We start from the raw sequence: 16,742 nt of genomic DNA on the forward strand, positions 1-16,742 counted from the left end.
GCGTTATCGTTCACGTCCATCGCGAGCAAGCTCGCTCCCACAGGGGGCCAGCTTCATTTCACCGCGCCAAACGACAGGCCGCGGACCAGTTGTTTCTGGCTGATCCAGCCGAAGATCAGGATCGGCGCGCAGGCCAGGGTCGAGACCGCCGACAACTTGGCCCAGAACAGTCCTTCGGGGCTGGAGTACGAGGCGATCAGCGCGGTCAGCGGTGCGGCCTGGGACGAGGTCAGGTTCAGCGACCAGAAGGCTTCGTTCCAGCACAGGATCAGCGACAACAGCACGGTGGAGGCCAGGCCGCCCTTGGCGATCGGCAGCAGCACCCGGACCATTTCCTGCCACAGGGTCGCGCCGTCCAGGCGTGCGGCTTCGAGGATGTCCTTGGGGATGTCCTTGAAGTAGGTGTAAATCATCCAGACCACGATCGGCAGGTTGATCAGGGTGTAGATCACGATCAGCGCGATGCGCGTGTCGAGCAGGCCAAAACTCTTGGCCAGCAGGTAGATCGGCATCAGCACGCCCACCGGCGGCAGCATCTTGGTCGAGAGCATCCACAACAGCGTGCCCTTGGTGCGTTGGGTTTCGTAGAACGCCATGGAGTAGGCAGCCGGCACCGCGATCAGCAGGCACAGGGCGGTGGCACTGAACGAAATCACCACCGAGTTCCAGGCAAAGCTGAAATAGTCGCTGCGCTCGTTGATGTGCAGGTAGTTCTCCAGGGTCGGGGTGAAAATGAACTGCGGCGGCGTGGCGAAGGCGTCGATTTCGCTCTTGAAGCTGGTCAGCACCATCCAGAAAATCGGGAAGAAGATCAGGATCGCGATGGCCCAGGCCAGGGTGCCCAGCAGCAGGCTTTGCAGACGACGGGATTGTTGAAGAGTCATGGCAATGGCCTCAGGCTTTGTCGGTCAGGTTTTTGCCGATCATCCGCACCAGGACGATGGCCGCGATGTTGGCGATCAGCACCGCGATAAGGCCGCCGGCGGAGGCCATGCCGACGTCGAACTGCACCAGCGCCTGGTTGTAGATCAGGTAGGCGAGGTTGGTCGAGGCGTAGCCGGGGCCGCCGTTGGTGGTGGTGAAGATTTCGGCGAACACCGAGAGCAGAAAGATGGTTTCGATCATCACCACCACCGCGATCGGGCGGGCCAGGTGCGGCAGGGTCAGGTGCCAGAAAATCGCGATGGGACCTGCGCCATCGAGGCGCGCGGCTTCCTTCTGCTCCTGGTCGAGGGACTGCATGGCGGTCATCAGGATCAGGATCGCGAAGGGCAGCCATTGCCAGGACACGATGATGATGATCGACAGCAGCGGGTAATGTGCCAGCCAGTCCACCGGCTGCGCGCCGAACAGTTTCCAGACGTAGGCGAGAATCCCCGACACCGGGTGGAAAATCAGGTTCTTCCAGATCAGCGCGCCGACGGTGGGCATGATGAAAAACGGTGAGATCAGCAGCACCCGTACGATGCCGCGCCCGAGAAACTCACTGGCCTCCAGCAAGGCACTGATCAACACGCCGAACACCACGCTGATCAGCAGCACGCTGCCCACCAGCAACAGGGTGTTGGTGGCGCCGGGCATGAACCCCGAATCGCTGAGGAAGTAGCTGAAATTTTCCAGGCCGACGAACTGGTTTTCACCGGGGTAGAGCAGGTTGTAGCGGATCAGCGAAAAATACACGGTCATGCCCAGCGGCACGATCATCCACAGCAGCAACAGCGCCACCGAGGGGCTGACCAGGAACCAGCCGGGGTTGGCCAACCGGCTTTTACGCACGGGTTGGGGAAGGTCGATGTGAGCTTTGGCAGTTGAAGTATTCATGGCGATAGAACCGATTAAGAACAGACGACGCGGAACCTGTGGCAGCGGGCTTGCCCGCGAAGAGGCCGGTACATCCGACACATCCGCGTGACTGAACCATTGCTATCGCGGGCAAGCCCGCTCCCACAGGGGAAAGGAGCTGGCTATTTGGGATAACCGGCGCGCTTCATTTCACGTTCGGTGGTTGACTGGGCGGCGGTCAGGGCCTGGTCGACCGTGGTCTGGCCGATCAGCGCCGCCGAGAACAATTTGCCGACCTGGGTGCCCACGGCCTGGAATTCAGGAATGGTCACCAACTGAATGCCGATGTACGGCACCGGTTTGGCGCTCGGCTTGCCAGGGTCCGCCGCGTTCAGTGACTCCAGCGTCACCCTGGCGAATGGCGCAGCCTGCAGATAGGCCTCGCTGTAGGTCGAGGCCCGGGTGCCTGGCGGCACGTTGGCGATGCCGTCTTTTTCCGCAACCAACGCCCCGTACTCCTTGGAAGTGGCCCAGGCACTGAAGGTCTTGGCGGCGTCCTTGGCCTTGGAACTGGTCGGGATCGCCAGCGCCCAGGAGTACAGCCAGGCCGAGCCCTTGTCGGTGGTTTCGTGCGGCGCGTAGGTGAAGCCGACGTGTTCGCTGACCCTGCTCTGGGTCTTGTCGGTGACAAAGGAGCCGGCCACGCTGGCATCGACCCAGATCGCGCACTTGCCGCTGTTGAACAGCGCCAGGTTTTCGTTGAAACCGTTACTCGAGGCACCCGGCGGGCCGGATTTCTTCATGGTGTCGACGTAGAAATTCAGCGCGTTCTTCCATTCGGGACCGGTGAACTCCGGCTTCCACTGCTCATCGAACCAGCGCGCACCATAAGCGTTGGCGACGGTGCTGATCAGCGCCATGTTCTCGCCCCAACCGGCCTTGCCGCGCAGGCAGATCCCGTACTGTTCCTTATCCTTGTTGGTGAGCTTGCCGGCGAATTCGCCGATCTGGGTCCAGGTCGGGCGTTCGGGCATGGTCAACCCGGCGTCCTTGAACAGGTCGGTGCGGTAATAGGTGATGGAGCTTTCGGCGTAGAACGGCAGGGCATAGAGCGACCCCTTGACGGAGAGGCCTTCACGCACCGAAGGGAATACATCGTCGAGGGCGTAGCTGGCCGGCAAGTCCTTCATCGGCTCCAGCCAACCCTTGGCGCCCCAGAGTGCGGCTTCGTACATGCCGATGGTCAGTACATCGAACTGTCCGCCCTGGGTGGCGATGTCGGTGGTCAGGCGCTGGCGCAGGACGTTTTCTTCCAGCACCACCCAATTGAGCTTGATGTCCGGGTGCTCGGCCTCGAAGGTTTTCGAGAGCTTTTGCATGCGGATCATGTCGCTGTTGTTGACGGTGGCGATGGTCAGGGTCTGGGCGCCGAAGCTGACGCTGCTGAGGGTCATGCAGGTGAGGGCTAGCAGAGCGTTTACAGAAGGTTGCATCGTGCACTCCTTTTCTGCTCCCGGCGGGTTGCAGAAGGATGGTTATTGTTTTGTGTCTTCCTGCGGAGGGAAGAATGTGCACTGATTACAACGTTCAATTGATGGCGTGACAAATCATCGGTCGCACTTGAATTGATACTATTTTGCACTGGGGGTGAGGGCGAGAGGTGCTGGGGACGGGTTTTGTGCGCTCGTTCTCGATCGAATCCGTACAGGTTTTAGCTGGAAAAGTTGACTTGCACCGCAGTACCTGTGGGAGCGAGCCTGCTCGCGAAGGCGGTTTAACGTTCGAGGAATAGGGTGACTGAACGAACGATTTCGCGAGCAGGCTCGCTCCCACAAGGAGTTTGGGCGTTAGCCGAGGTTCTGTTCGGTCAAACGCTGCACCGCCAACTTGCGATAGTGCGACGGCGTCATGCCCTTCAACTGCTGAAAACGCCGATTGAAATTGGAAATATTGTTGAAACCCGACTCGAAACACACATCGGTCACCGGTTTGTCGCCGTCGGCCAATAGTTCGCAGGATTTGCTGATGCGCAGGCGATTGACGAATTCGATGAAGCAACGCCCCGTGGCTTGTTTGAACACCCGGCTGAAGTAGGTCGGCTTCATGCCCAGGTGCTCGGCCACTTCCTCCAGCGGCAGATCACGGGCGTAGTGGGCGAAGATGTAATCCACCGCCCGGTTGGTACGATCGATGTTGTGCTCGTCGGCCAACTGTGGCGTCGTGGCGCCGGAGAGCGTTTGGTAATCGTCGCAGGAGGCCAGCAGTTCCAGCAGAATGAAAAAGTGCCCGAGCCGGGTCACGCCCTTCGAATCGGCGATACGCTGCATCAGCCCCATCGCCTGGCGGATGGTGCGTTTGCAGCGGAATTCGATGCCGTACTGCGCACGCTCCAGCAACGGTGCCAGGGCCTTGAGCTCTGCGAACACCAGATGGCCGCTGTCGAACAATTCGTCGGTAAAGTTGACCAGCATGTCGCGCTTGGGCACCACTTCGTCTTCGGCGACCTGGCTGATCCAGTTGTGGGGCAGGTTGGGGCCGGTGAGAAACAAGGATTCGGGGTAGAAGTTGCCGATGTAATCGCCGATGAACACCTTGCCGGAACTGGCGACGATCAGGTGCAGTTCGTATTCCTTGTGGAAGTGCCAACGCACCAGGGGGCAGGGAAAACCATGTTGGCGATAGATGATGGACAACCCGTTGTGGTCGTCCATCAGCTCATAGGAAGGGTCGGTAACTCTGGCAGTCCGGGTCATTTCAGTGCGCTTTTGTTGTTATCGCCCGCTGATCATGCCTCGTTCCAGCCGGTTAATGCTACCCGGTGGTTCGTCATGTGATCAGACGGTTCTTCGCTTCAATCCATTGCGACATGTATTGAGTGCTCTTGTGCTGATGATGGCGCAGCATGCTGCCGGTGAAGTTATCCCTTCTGATCGACGAGAGATGCAGGCGGCATTCGTTGATTCGGGCGATCAATGCAGGGCCATGACTTGTGCGCTGGTAACGACTGGCCAGCAGTTGCAATCCTTGCGCCTGTGCATCCAGCCAGCGGGTCTTGTCTTTATAAAGTTGCACGGCGCTGTCGGCGAACGCCTGGGCCGTCCGGGCCACCGCGCCTGGCCATGGCTCGTCGCCGTGCATGGCTTCTGCGCCGATCGGCGTGGTGACATTCGGCGTACCGCAGAGCATCGCGTCAACGAGCTTGCCCTTGATGCCCGCCCCGAATCGCAACGGTGCCAGGCACACGCGCGCCGCCGACATGACTTGCAAGGCATCTTCTGCCCAGTTCATCACATGAAACCCCTGGGCCGCATTGTGCAACGCAGTCGCCTTGGGCGGGGTGTAAGCGCCGTAGATATGCAACTGAGCAGCGGGCAGCTGCTCGCGGATCAGCGGCCACAGGGTGGTTTTCATCCAGAGCACCGCATCCCAGTTCGGCGCATGGCGGAAGTTGCCGATGCTGAGAAAGTGCGCCCGATCCTCAAAGGCCGCTGGCGGTGCAGTGGGCAGGTCGACCATCAGCGGGCACCCGTGCAGCAAGTTGCGCGGCACCTTGAATTGTTCGATCAGCAACTCGATTTCCACTTCGGAAATCATCAGGTTCAAGTCACAACGATAAATCGCGGCGATCTCCCGTTTGGCCAGATCGGTCTCGGCCATGAACTCGAACTCTGCACGCAAAGCCTTGGCGAACAACTCGCTGAAATCATGGGTGTCGTCACTCGCCTTCAGGCGCTCCTTGAGGCGTTGATGGCGGGCATCGCGCAGGCTTTGCAGATCGGAAGTCTCCAGCACACGCAGGGCGTCAGGACACTGTTGTTCAACACGCCAGCCGAACTGTTCCTCCATCATGAACCGATCGAACAGTACGACGTCCGGGGCCAGTTGGCTGATGAAGCTGTCGAAACTGCTGTTGTTCAATTCGATTGGCACTTCGCGAATGCCCAGGGCCGTCAGGTCGGCCCGGTGTTCGCCAGTGCCGGCCGGACTGCTGAAGGTGATGTCCCAGCCTTGCTCCAGGAACGTCTCGAGAATTTGCATCATATGCCCGCCAGCCGCGGAAGAGCGGGGCTCGGGCCAGACGTAACCAATGACCAGGACTTTGGTTGCGCGGGGCTGACTCATGAATGGACATTCCTTGAAACGGGGCAGGGGACGAAGTCGGGGTGCGATTAAACCACAGGCGATGGCAAACCCCGCTGCCCCTTCAGGCCGATCGGGCGTTGGCGAGAATACCCTTGACCTTGTCGCGCAGCTGGTCGATGGAGAACGGCTTGCCAATCACATGCATGCCCGCAGGCACCTCGATGCTTTCGGCATAGCCACTGGCGAACAGGATCGGCAGTTCAGGACGCAGCATCCGCGCCTGCGTGGCCAGTTCGCGGCCATCCATCACCGGCAGGCCGACGTCGGTCATCATCAGGTCGATGTACTGATCTTCGTCGTTGAGAAATTCCAGGGCCTGTTCGCTGCCATCGGCCTCGAGCACTTTGAACTCCAGTTCCTCCAGCACATCGACGATCAGCATGCGAACGATGGCATCGTCTTCGACGACAAGGATGATGGACGCATCAGCGGACATAGTAAGGGTTCTCAAAGGTTGAAAAGGCGGTGGCCGGTCGATCGAAATTGCCGGGCTCTTGCATGAGTAAGTAGCGGATCCCGACAAGTTCCCGGCGCTGATGAAAAAAGGATAGCTGGCAAGGATAACCGCTCCTTCGCGCCGGAGCAGCTGAATGTAGGATTTTGCCGGAAAACCTGTCAGAAAGTTGGATCATCGTGGCGGTTTTGGGGCAAACTCCGTGGTTTTCAACAGATCGACAAGGCTTCCTCATGACATCCGCGTCTTCGGTTGACGAGCAACGATTTCGTAAACTCCTGAGCCGCAACGTGAGTCTGCCGTTGGGTGTCGGCGTGCTCAGTGCCGTGTTCTTCGCTTCGCTGATCGCTTATCTGCTGTCGGTGATCCAGTGGGTCGAGCACACCGACCGGGTGATCAATAACGCCAACGAATCGATCAAACTGACCGTCGATCTGGAAACCGGGATGCGCGGCTTCCTGCTCACCGGCGACGAGCAATTCCTCGAACCCTACGAAACGGCGAAGCCGCGGATCGCGGTCGCCTTGAGGACCTTGCTCGAACTGACGGCGGATAACCCGGTGCAGACCGACCGCCTGCACCGGCTGCAGGCTTTGCAGGATGAATGGGCCGTTTACGCCACGACAATGATCGATTTGCAGCGCGCTCGCGGCGACTATCGTAGCGCGCTCCAGGCCGGGCAGGGCAAACGCCTGACCGACGAGATCCGCAAGCAATTCGAAAGCGTGATCGACATGGAGCAGCAGTTGCGCACCGCGCGCAACGAGGAAGTACGGCGCACCACCGTCTGGAGCATCGGCCTTTATATGGTGTTCATCGCTTGTATCAGCGCATTGCTGGCCTACATCGGCCGCCGGGATCTGCTCAACCTTTCGCAAAGCTACAGTGCCAACCTCGCCGGGCAACAGGCCAGCGCCCGTCGCCTGGAGCAGCAGGCCTGGCTGCGCAATGGCCAGACCGAACTGGCCGAACAAGTGCTGGGGCAGCTGTCACTCAATGTGCTCGGGCGCAACATTCTGCAGTTTTGCGCGCAGTACCTCGGTACGGCGGTGGCCGCCATTTATGTCCGTGAAGAACACGGCGGTCTCAAGCGCGTTGCCTCTTATGGTTTCTCCCGGGAACAGGAAGCGCGTGAACAACAGATCCACAGTGGCGAAGGCATTGTCGGCCAGGTCGCGCAACAGGCTCGCTTGATCCGCCTCGACCACGTACCGAGTGACTATTTCAAGGTCAGCTCCGGCCTCGGCGAAGGCTTGCCCCATAGCGTGCTGGTGGTGCCGACCAGTGACGATGACCGGATCAACGGGGTGATCGAGCTGGGTTTCCTGCGTCCGCTCGACGAGCGCGATGTCGAACTGCTTGAACTGATTGCCGGCAACATCGGCACGTCCATCGAAGCCGCGCGCTACCGCCAACGCCTTCAGGAAGTGTTGGCCGAAACCCAGCAGCTCAACGAAGAGCTGCAGGTCCAGCAGGAAGAACTGAAGACCGCCAACGAAGAGCTGGAAGAGCAATCGCGGATTCTCAAGGAGTCCCAGGCTCACCTGGAAACCCAGCAGGTCGAGCTTGAGCAGACCAATGAGCAACTCGCCGATCAGGCGCAGATCCTGGCCGATCAGCGCGACGCCATGGACCAGAAAAACACTGAGCTCAATCAGGTGCAGATCCAGCTCGAAGAACGCGCCGAAGAGTTGCAGCGTTCAAGCAAGTACAAGTCCGAATTCCTCGCCAACATGTCCCATGAGCTGCGCACGCCACTGAACAGCTCGTTGATCCTGGCCAAGTTGCTGGCGGAAAACCCTCAGCAAAACCTCAGCGCCGAACAAGTCAAATTCGCCGAGTCGATCTACTCCGCCGGCAATGACCTGCTCAACCTGATCAACGATATTCTCGACATCTCCAAGGTCGAGGCCGGCAAGCTCGAGGTGCGTCCGGAGAACACCAGCGTCGCGCGTCTGGTGGAGGGGTTGCGCGGGATGTTCCAGCCGCTGGCCGCAGACAAGATGCTGGACCTGCAAGTCGAATTGCAGCCGGGCGCGCCGACGATGATCTATACCGACCGCCAGCGCCTGGAGCAGGTCATCAAGAACCTGCTGTCGAACGCGGTGAAATTCACCGAAAAAGGCGCGGTCAGCCTGACAGTGGCCAACCAGCCTGGCGACGGTATCGCTTTTATCGTTCGCGACTCCGGGATCGGCATTGCCGCGGACCAGCAGGACAGTATTTTCGAAGCCTTCCGCCAGGCCGATGGCACCACCAACCGCCGCTACGGCGGCACTGGCCTGGGCCTGTCGATTTCCCGCGACCTGGCGGCATTGCTCGGCGGTTCCATCAGCGTCACCAGCGAGCCAGGGCGGGGCAGTGTATTTACCCTGGTCTTGCCTCGGCAATACGTAGAACCGGGGGATGAACCGGTCGAGCCGATGAAGGCCTCACCGGTGGCCATGCTCCCCAGAGTCACGCTCGCCGCACCGGTGCCGCTGATCGCCGCCGTCGATATCCCGCGTTTCGACGACGATCGCGCAAAGGCGCCCTTCGCCACACGTTGTATCCTGGTGGTGGAGGATGAGCCGAACTTTGCGCACATCCTCTACGATCTGGCGCATGAATTGGGTTACCAGTGCCTGGTGGCCCATGGGGCCGACGAAGGCTACGACCTGGCCAGCGAGTTCATCCCGGACGCCATCCTGCTGGACATGCGTCTGCCGGATCATTCCGGATTGACCGTCTTGCAGCGACTGAAGGAGCACGCGCAAACCCGGCACATTCCGGTGCATGTCATTTCTGTGGAAGATCGCGTCGAAGCCGCCATGCATATGGGCGCCATCGGGTACGCGGTCAAGCCGACCACCCGTGAAGAACTCAAGGACGTGTTTGCCCGCCTCGAAGCCAAGCTGACCCAGAAGGTCAAGCGTGTGCTGCTGGTTGAAGACGACGACGTGCAACGCGACAGCATTGCCCGGCTGATCGGCGACGATGACATCGAAATCACCGCCGTTGGCCTGGCGCAGGAAGCGCTGAACCTGCTGCGCACCACGGTTTTCGATTGCATGATCATTGACCTGAAGCTGCCGGACATGCTCGGCAACGATCTGCTCAAGCGCATGTCCACCGAGGATATCTGCTCGTTCCCGCCGGTGATCGTCTACACCGGGCGCAACCTGACCCGGGACGAGGAAGCCGAACTGCGCAAGTATTCGCGTTCGATCATCATCAAGGGCGCGCGCTCGCCCGAGCGTCTGCTGGATGAGGTCACACTCTTTCTGCACAAAGTCGAATCCGGGTTGTCCCATGAGCGGCAGAGGATGCTCAAGACCGCGCGCAGCCGCGACAAGGTCTTCGAGGGCCGCAAAGTACTGCTGGTGGACGATGATGTGCGCAACATCTTCGCCCTGACCAGTGCGCTGGAGCACAAGGGTGCGGTCGTGGTCATTGGCCGTAACGGCCGTGAGGCGATTGAACGCTTGAATGAAATCGAGGACATCGATCTGGTGTTGATGGATGTGATGATGCCGGAGATGGACGGCTTCGAAGCCACCAGCCTGATCCGCAAGGACCCGCGCTGGCGCAAGCTGCCGATCATTGCGGTGACGGCCAAGGCCATGAAGGACGATCAGGAACGCTGCCTGCAGGCCGGCTCCAACGATTACCTGGCCAAGCCCATTGACCTGGATCGCCTGTTCTCGCTGATACGTGTGTGGTTACCGAAGATGGAACGCATTTAGTGGAAAGCATTTATCCAGGGGAGAGAAATAGCGAAATCGAATTGCGCTTGCTGATCGAGGCGATTTACCTCAAGTACAGCTACGATTTTCGCGATTACTCCGGCGCGTCGATCAAGCGTCGCGTCCACCACGCGTTGAGCCAGTTCGAGTGCGCCACCATCTCGGCGTTGCAAGAGAAGGTGCTCCACGACCCGACAGCGTTCATGCAATTGCTGCAATTGCTGACGATTCCGGTCAGTGAAATGTTCCGCGACCCTTCGCACTTCCTCGCCATCCGCCAGGAAGTGGTGCCGTTGCTCAAGACCTATCCGTCGATCAAGATCTGGATCGCCGGTTGCAGCACCGGCGAAGAAGTCTATTCGATGGCGATACTGCTGCGCGAGGAAGGCTTGCTCGATCGCACCATCATCTACGCCACCGACATCAACCCGCGTTCGCTGGACAAAGCCAAGCAAGGGATTTTCTCCATGGAAAATGTCCGCGCCTACACTCATAACTACCAGCAGGCAGGTGGCCAGCAGTCGTTTGCCGACTACTACACGGCCGCCTATGGCTACGCCATTTTCGACAAGACGCTCTGTGACAACGTGACCTTCGCCGACCACAGTCTGGCGACCGACAGTGTCTTTTCAGAGACTCAATTAATTTCATGTCGTAATGTATTGATTTATTTCAATAAAAAACTTCAGGATCGCGCTTTCGGATTGTTTCACGACTCGCTTTGCCATCGAGGATTCCTGGTGCTGGGCAGTAAGGAAACCCCGGATTTCTCGGCGTACGGCAACCAGTTCGAACCCTTGATCAAACAAGAACGGATCTATCGCAAATCATGAACAGTGCAAAGGAATTGCCGTGCATAGAGGCTATTGTGATCGGCGCCTCGGCGGGCGGCGTGGAAGCGTTGCTCACGCTCCTCGGCCCGCTGCGCCAAGGCTTCGTCCTGCCGATCATTGTGGTGTTGCACCTGCCTGAAGCAGGTCGCAGCCAACTCGCCGAAGTCTTCGCGCGAAAAGTGTCCTTGCCGGTGCTGGAAGCCCGCGACAAGACGCGGATCGAACCCGGGACCCTGTATTTCGCCGGGCCTGGCTATCACTTGTCGGTGGAGCAGGACCGCAGCTTTTCCTTGAGCCTGGAAGACCGCGTGCATTATTCGCGTCCCGCCATCGATTACCTGTTCGAGTCGGCTGCCGACGCGTATGGCCCGGCGCTGGCCGCGGTGTTGCTGACCGGCGCCAATCGCGACGGCGCGCGTGGCCTGGCCCAGGTCAAGCAGTGTGGCGGCCTGACCATCGTGCAGGATCCGGACGAAGCCCAGGTCGCGACCATGCCCCTGGCCGCGCTGGATATCGGTGCGCCAGACCACATCCTCCCCCTGCGCGGCATCGGCCGTCTGTTTGTCGAGCTGGAACGAATAGCATGCTAAGTAACATCAAAGCCAAACTGCTGATCGTCGACGATTTGCCGGAAAACCTGTTGGCCCTCGAAGCATTGATCAAGCGCGAAGACCGTATCGTCTACAAAGCCTTGTCCGCTGATGAAGCCTTGTCCCTGCTGTTGCAGCACGAATTCGCCATGGCCATTCTCGACGTGCAGATGCCCGGCATGAACGGTTTCGAACTGGCCGAGCTGATGCGTGGCACGGAAAAGACCCGAAACATTCCAATCGTGTTCGTCAGCGCTGCCGGCCGCGAGCTCAATTACGCATTCAAGGGCTACGAAAGCGGTGCGGTGGACTTCCTCTACAAGCCGCTGGATATCCACGCGGTCAAGAGCAAGGTGAACGTGTTCGTCGATCTGTTTCGCCAGAGCAAGGCGATGAAACAACAGGTCGAAGCGCTGGAGCGAAGCCGGCGCGAACAGGAAGCCCTGCTTGAACAGTTGCAGAGCACCCAGCTCGAACTGGAACAGGCGGTGCGCATGCGCGATGATTTCATGTCGATCGTCGCTCACGAAGTCCGCACGCCGCTCAATGGCCTGATTCTCGAAACCCAGCTGCGCAAGATGCACCTGGCCCGGGATAACGCCGCGGCGTTCACCCTGGAAAAGATGCACGCAATGGTCGATCGCGACGAGCGGCAGATCAAAAGCCTGATCCGACTGATCGAAGACATGCTGGATGTGTCGCGAATTCGCACCGGCAAGCTGTCGATCCGGCCGACGCGCTTCGATTTGTCGGCGCTGGTTGAAGATTTGTTACAGAACTTTGCTCCACAGATCGAAGCCGCCGAGTCCTCGGTCACCCTGCAGGCCGGGCATCCGGTGGTGGGGCACTGGGACGAGTTTCGCATCGAACAGGTGATTTCCAATTTGTTGACCAACGCTTTACGTTACGGCGCCAAGAGTCCGATCACCGTGAAGGTGTACAGTGAGAGCGGCCAGGCGCTGGTGGAGGTGCAGGATCTGGGAATCGGTATTGGCGAAGAGAACCAGAAGCGCATTTTCCAGCAGTTCGAGCGGGTTTCGGCGAAACACGCCGTCGCCGGATTGGGCCTGGGGTTGTTTATTTCAGAACAGATTGTGACCGCCCATGGCGGTTCCATTACCGTCGAGAGCCGGATTGGCGAAGGCGCCTTGTTTCGCGTTTGTCTGCCGCTGTAGGAAAACAGCCAGGTAAACGCAACCTCTGATCGACCCCACGGTCGTATCAGCAGCAATTGACCGAACAAAGGCTTCCCATGAGTGAAGATGCACAAGACGTCGTACTGATCGTCGAAGATGACCCCTCGATATTGATGGTGCTATCGGCCTATCTGTCGGGCGAGGGCTACCGGGTGCTGCAGGCCGAAAACGGCGAGCAGGCCTTCGAAATCCTGGCGAGCAAGCCGCATCTGGATATGATGATCACGGACTTCCGCCTGCCTGGCGGGATCTCGGGCGTACAGATCGCCGAACCCGCCGTGAAACTGCGACCTGAGCTGAAAGTGATTTTCATCAGCGGTTATCCGCAGGAAATCCGCGAGACCGACAGCCCGATCACGCGCAAGGCGCCGATCCTGGGCAAGCCGTTCGATCTGGATGTGTTGCAGGAGCTGATGCAACAGATGCTCTCGTAGGAGCGAGCGGTGCGGCGATCCGACTTGCCCGCGAAGAACGATAACGCGGTGTGTCAGACGTGACGCCTTCGCGAGCAAGCTTCGCTCCTACAAGAGAGGGGCTTCAACTCCGGATCATCTCCCGCACCTTCGCCGTCAACAGGTCGAAGGTAAACGGCTTGGTGATCATCTGCATGCCCGGGTCAAGGAATCCGCCGCGCACTGCGGCGTGTTCGGCGTAGCCGGTGATGAACAGCACTTTGAGTCCAGGTCGGTACTGCCGGCCGATTTCCGCCAGCTGCCGGCCATTCATGCCGGGTAAGCCGACATCGCTGATCATCAGGTCGATCCGCTGCGCCGAATCCAGGATCGGTAACGCGCTGTCGGCATCACCAGCCTCGACAAAGGCATAACCCAGGTCGCTCAACACGGTGCTGACCAACACTCGCACCGCCGGGTCGTCTTCGACGATCAACACCGTTTCGCCGTGTTGCGCGGATGGCGCGTGCGGCACGTCTGCCGGGACGTCCCGGGGCAGATCGCCACCGAACCGCGGCAGGAACAAACTCACCGTGGTGCCATTGCCCACTGCGCTCTGAATGGCGACGTGGCCGCGCGATTGTTTGCTGAAACCATAAATCATCGACAACCCGAGGCCGGTGCCCTGGCCGATCGGCTTGGTGGTGAAGAACGGGTCAAAAGCCCGGTTGATGGTGCTTTGCGGCATGCCACACCCGGTGTCGGTGACGCTCAGCATCACATAGTCGCCCGGGTCGAGGTTGCTGTGGGCCTGGGTGAAACCGGGGTCCAGATGCTGATTGCTGGTCTTTACGATCAGTTGGCCGCCACCGGGCATGGCATCCCGGGCATTGATCACCAGGTTGAGCAGGGCGCTTTCCAGTTGATTGGGGTCGGCCTCGGCCACCCACAACTGCTCGCCCAGTTGGATGTCCAGATGAATGCTTTCGTTGATACTGCGCTGCAGCAACTCACCCATGGAAACCACCAGGGTGTTCATCTGCACGGGTTTCGAATCCAGCGACTGGCGGCGGGAGAAGGCGAGCAGGCGATGGGTCAGGCCCGCCGCGCGGTTGGCCGAGGTCACCCCCAGGTCGATCAGGCTGTCCAAGTCTTCGGTACGGCCACGGGCCAGGCGTCGGCGCAGCAACTCCAGGCTGCCGATGATGCCGGTCAGCATGTTGTTGAAGTCATGGGCGATGCCGCCGGTGAGTTGGCCGACCGCTTCCATTTTCTGTGACTGGCGCAAGGCTTCTTCGTTGTTGCGCAGCTGTGCGGTGCGCTCCTCGACCTGCTGTTCGAGGGTTTCCAGGGTGTTCTGCAACCGCAGTTCGCTTTGACTCAGGTCGATCAGCCGATCCCTGGCTTCGTACTGTCGTCGACGCCCGCGCAACGCGGTGGTCACCAGGCTGATCAGGGTCACGGGATGAAAAGGGCGCTCGAGAAAGGTGACATTGCCCAATTGCGGACCGAAGCGCGACGCGGGGTTCTGCTCCGGGCCGCCATGATAGGTCAGCAACACAATCGGCAAATCCGACCAGGCCGGCTGTTGCTCGATCAGGCCGAACAGCGGTTCAAGATCACTGCCCAGCAACGCCTCGGAAGAGATCAGCAGCAAGCCCGCGCCTCGCGTCAACTCGCGGCAAAGGCCCGCCAGATCGCGAGTGATGACGCCGTTGTACCCCGCCTCATTGAGCATCATCAGGGCAATCTGGCTGTCACGTCCCAGCGGCGCGAGAATGATCGCGCGCTCGGACATTGCTTCCAGGACCGTCACGGGCTCTCTTCCCCGAGCAACGGATTGCTCGCGCCCATATACGTGGGCACACCGCGCAGTACGCCCTGGAACGCGTCCAGCGGTTCGCCGATCGTCATGCCCTGGCCGCTGATGCGGTATTCACGAATGGTCGATTCATGGCTGCCGGTACGTTTCTTGATGATCGAAATCGCCCGGCGCACCTTGCCCAATGCTTCGAAGTAACGCAACAGGATGACCGTATCGGCCAGGTAGGTGATGTCTACGGGGGCCTGCATGTCACCGACCAGTCCGTGCTGGGCGACGGTCATGAAGGTCGCGGCGCCCCGGCGATTGAGGTACAGCAGCAACTCGTGCATGTGCAGCACCAGGGCGTTTTCTTCAGGCATCGCCGCCTGATAGCCATTGATGCTATCGATCACCACGGTCTTGATATCACGCTGGTCGACGCAGCGACGGACCCGGTGGGAAAACTCGCCGGGGGACAGTTCGGCTGCATCCACTTGTTCGATCAGCAGGTTGCCGGTGTCTTGCAGGGCTTTCAAATCGATGCCCATGTTATTCATGCGTTCGAACAGCAACCCCAGTTCTTCATCGAAAATGAACAATGCCGCTTTTTCGCCCCGGGCCACGGCCGCCGCGGCGAAGATCATCGAGATCAGCGATTTGCCGGTACCGGCCGGGCCGAGGATCAAGGTGCTGGACCCGGTCTCGATGCCGCCGCCGAGCAGGGCATCCATTTCCTTGATGCCGCTGGTCAACTGTTGACGGACATACACCCCGCGATGTTCGGCGGCGACCAGGCGCGGGAACACGTGGACGCCATCACCCATGATGGTGAAGTCGTGGAAGCCGCCACGGTACTTCTGGCCGCGATACTTCACCACGCGAATCCGCCGCCGCTCGGCGCCATAGTTGGGGGTCAGTTCTTCCAGGCGAATCACGCCGTGGGCGACACTGTGCACGGTCTTGTCGAGAGATTCGGTGGTCAGGTCGTCGAGCAACACCACGGTGGCGTCATAGCGCACGAAGTAGTGTTTGATCGCGAGGATCTGGCGCCGGTAGCGCAGGGAGCTTTGGGCCAGCAGGCGGATCTCGGACAGGCTGTCGAGTACCACGCGAGTCGGCTTGACCCGCTCGACCACTTCGAAAATCTGCTTGGTGGCTTCGCCAAGTTCCAGGTCCGAGGAGTACAGCAGGCTTTGCTGATGTTCGGCATTGAGTAGGCTTTCCGGGGGGGTCAGCTCGAAGATGTGGATGTTTTCATCCAGCTCCCAGCCATGGGACAACGCACCCTGGCGCAGTTCGCGCTCGGTTTCCGACAAGGTGATGTATAACGAGCGCTCGCCGGCTCGCGCACCGGCCAGCAAAAAATGCAGGGCGACGGTGGTTTTACCTGTGCCGGGTTCACCTTCGAGTAAAAACACATGGCCGCGGGACAATCCACCGGCCAGGATGTCATCCAGACCTTCGATGCCGGTGGCGGCTTTTGCACTGAACAACTCGTTAGATGTAGACAAAAAATGCCCTCTCAAGATCAGGGGAAACGAGGCAGCAGGCCTGAAGTGCCTGAATGGACTGCCTGATCACTTGACCTTTGGCCGCGAAGAGCGTTCAACACTTTTTGCCGGCGCCGTGCGGGGGCTTGGTTTACACCCCCGATACCCCGTTGGATCGTTGCCGGACGCAGGATGTGTGTACGCCCGATTTTCTGTAGGAGCTGGCTTGCCAGCGAAGGCGGCGTTACAGGCAACAATGATATTGAATGTGCCGGCCCCTTCGCTGGCAAGCCAGCTCCTTCATTGGGTCTTTGCCGGGCACGGGATTTGTGT

Annotated in this window: 13 protein-coding genes; 5 read left to right on the forward strand and 8 right to left on the reverse strand. The window is 59.8% G+C overall.

The window, feature by feature from the left end:
- Window positions 1-53: 53 nt before the first annotated feature.
- The 6 genes from F8N96_RS11010 to F8N96_RS11040 form a co-directional block, all read right to left on the reverse strand.
- Window positions 54-884: a carbohydrate ABC transporter permease gene (locus F8N96_RS11010; protein WP_128873487.1), complete on the reverse strand. Its 831-nt coding sequence runs from the start codon at window positions 882-884 to the stop codon at window positions 54-56.
- Window positions 885-894: 10 nt separating this feature from the next.
- Entirely contained in the window at window positions 895-1,821 is a 927-nt protein-coding gene (locus tag F8N96_RS11015) for a carbohydrate ABC transporter permease (protein ID WP_128873486.1), read from the reverse strand.
- A 143-nt stretch (window positions 1,822-1,964) separates the two neighbouring features.
- Window positions 1,965-3,275, reverse strand: coding sequence for an ABC transporter substrate-binding protein (locus tag F8N96_RS11020; protein WP_150797824.1), 1,311 nt, complete (start codon window positions 3,273-3,275; stop codon window positions 1,965-1,967).
- Between the two features lie 354 nt (window positions 3,276-3,629).
- Complete coding sequence (locus F8N96_RS11030; protein WP_150797825.1) at window positions 3,630-4,535, reverse strand: AraC family transcriptional regulator; 906 nt, start codon at window positions 4,533-4,535, stop codon at window positions 3,630-3,632.
- A gap of 73 nt (window positions 4,536-4,608) precedes the next feature.
- On the reverse strand, window positions 4,609-5,904 hold the full coding sequence (locus F8N96_RS11035; protein ID WP_150797826.1) for a glycosyltransferase: 1,296 nt from the start codon (window positions 5,902-5,904) through the stop codon (window positions 4,609-4,611).
- 82 nt (window positions 5,905-5,986) lie between these two features.
- Complete coding sequence (locus F8N96_RS11040) at window positions 5,987-6,361, reverse strand: response regulator (protein ID WP_150797827.1); 375 nt, start codon at window positions 6,359-6,361, stop codon at window positions 5,987-5,989.
- 251 nt (window positions 6,362-6,612) lie between these two features.
- Between F8N96_RS11040 and F8N96_RS11045 the strand changes: the two genes are divergently transcribed.
- From F8N96_RS11045 to F8N96_RS11065, 5 genes are all read left to right on the forward strand, one after another.
- Window positions 6,613-10,104: a response regulator gene (locus F8N96_RS11045; RefSeq protein ID WP_150797828.1), complete on the forward strand. Its 3,492-nt coding sequence runs from the start codon at window positions 6,613-6,615 to the stop codon at window positions 10,102-10,104.
- A complete protein-coding gene (locus F8N96_RS11050) occupies window positions 10,104-10,937 on the forward strand; it encodes a CheR family methyltransferase (RefSeq protein WP_150797829.1) in 834 nt (277 codons plus the stop codon). The genes F8N96_RS11045 and F8N96_RS11050 overlap by 1 nt, the downstream gene beginning before the upstream one ends.
- A complete protein-coding gene (locus tag F8N96_RS11055) occupies window positions 10,934-11,527 on the forward strand; it encodes a chemotaxis protein CheB (RefSeq protein ID WP_150797830.1) in 594 nt (197 codons plus the stop codon). Before F8N96_RS11050 ends, F8N96_RS11055 begins: the two co-directional genes overlap by 4 nt.
- Window positions 11,521-12,702: a hybrid sensor histidine kinase/response regulator gene (locus F8N96_RS11060; RefSeq protein WP_150797831.1), complete on the forward strand. Its 1,182-nt coding sequence runs from the start codon at window positions 11,521-11,523 to the stop codon at window positions 12,700-12,702. The genes F8N96_RS11055 and F8N96_RS11060 overlap by 7 nt, the downstream gene beginning before the upstream one ends.
- A gap of 77 nt (window positions 12,703-12,779) precedes the next feature.
- Window positions 12,780-13,157 (forward strand): response regulator, encoded by a 378-nt coding sequence (locus F8N96_RS11065; RefSeq protein ID WP_054046198.1) that lies wholly within the window; start codon window positions 12,780-12,782, stop codon window positions 13,155-13,157.
- Window positions 13,158-13,260: 103 nt separating this feature from the next.
- Here F8N96_RS11065 and F8N96_RS11070 read toward each other — a convergent pair whose 3' ends face one another.
- Both F8N96_RS11070 and F8N96_RS11075 read right to left on the reverse strand, forming a co-directional pair.
- Complete coding sequence (locus tag F8N96_RS11070) at window positions 13,261-14,931, reverse strand: response regulator (RefSeq protein ID WP_150797832.1); 1,671 nt, start codon at window positions 14,929-14,931, stop codon at window positions 13,261-13,263.
- Window positions 14,928-16,430 carry an ATPase domain-containing protein gene (locus F8N96_RS11075; RefSeq protein ID WP_150797833.1) on the reverse strand — a complete coding sequence of 501 codons (1,503 nt, stop codon included), beginning with the start codon at window positions 16,428-16,430 and terminating at the stop codon, window positions 14,928-14,930. Before F8N96_RS11075 ends, F8N96_RS11070 begins: the two co-directional genes overlap by 4 nt.
- Between the last annotated feature and the right edge of the window lie 312 nt (window positions 16,431-16,742).

It is taken from the genome of Pseudomonas fluorescens (assembly GCF_902497855.1).
GTDB classification, from domain to species: Bacteria; Pseudomonadota; Gammaproteobacteria; order Pseudomonadales; family Pseudomonadaceae; genus Aquipseudomonas; species Aquipseudomonas fluorescens_BI.

Coding starts and splice junctions, on each gene's coding strand:
- F8N96_RS11010 (WP_128873487.1), bottom strand. CDS start 884: ATGACTCTTCAACAATCCCGTCGTCTGCAAAGCCTGCTGCTGGGCACC.
- F8N96_RS11020 (WP_150797824.1), bottom strand. CDS start 3,275: ATGCAACCTTCTGTAAACGCTCTGCTAGCCCTCACCTGCATGACCCTC.
- F8N96_RS11055 (WP_150797830.1), top strand. CDS start 10,934: ATGAACAGTGCAAAGGAATTGCCGTGCATAGAGGCTATTGTGATCGGC.
- F8N96_RS11065 (WP_054046198.1), top strand. CDS start 12,780: ATGAGTGAAGATGCACAAGACGTCGTACTGATCGTCGAAGATGACCCC.
- F8N96_RS11030 (WP_150797825.1), bottom strand. CDS start 4,535: ATGACCCGGACTGCCAGAGTTACCGACCCTTCCTATGAGCTGATGGAC.
- F8N96_RS11045 (WP_150797828.1), top strand. CDS start 6,613: ATGACATCCGCGTCTTCGGTTGACGAGCAACGATTTCGTAAACTCCTG.
- F8N96_RS11015 (WP_128873486.1), bottom strand. CDS start 1,821: ATGAATACTTCAACTGCCAAAGCTCACATCGACCTTCCCCAACCCGTG.
- F8N96_RS11060 (WP_150797831.1), top strand. CDS start 11,521: ATGCTAAGTAACATCAAAGCCAAACTGCTGATCGTCGACGATTTGCCG.
- F8N96_RS11035 (WP_150797826.1), bottom strand. CDS start 5,904: ATGAGTCAGCCCCGCGCAACCAAAGTCCTGGTCATTGGTTACGTCTGG.
- F8N96_RS11040 (WP_150797827.1), bottom strand. CDS start 6,361: ATGTCCGCTGATGCGTCCATCATCCTTGTCGTCGAAGACGATGCCATC.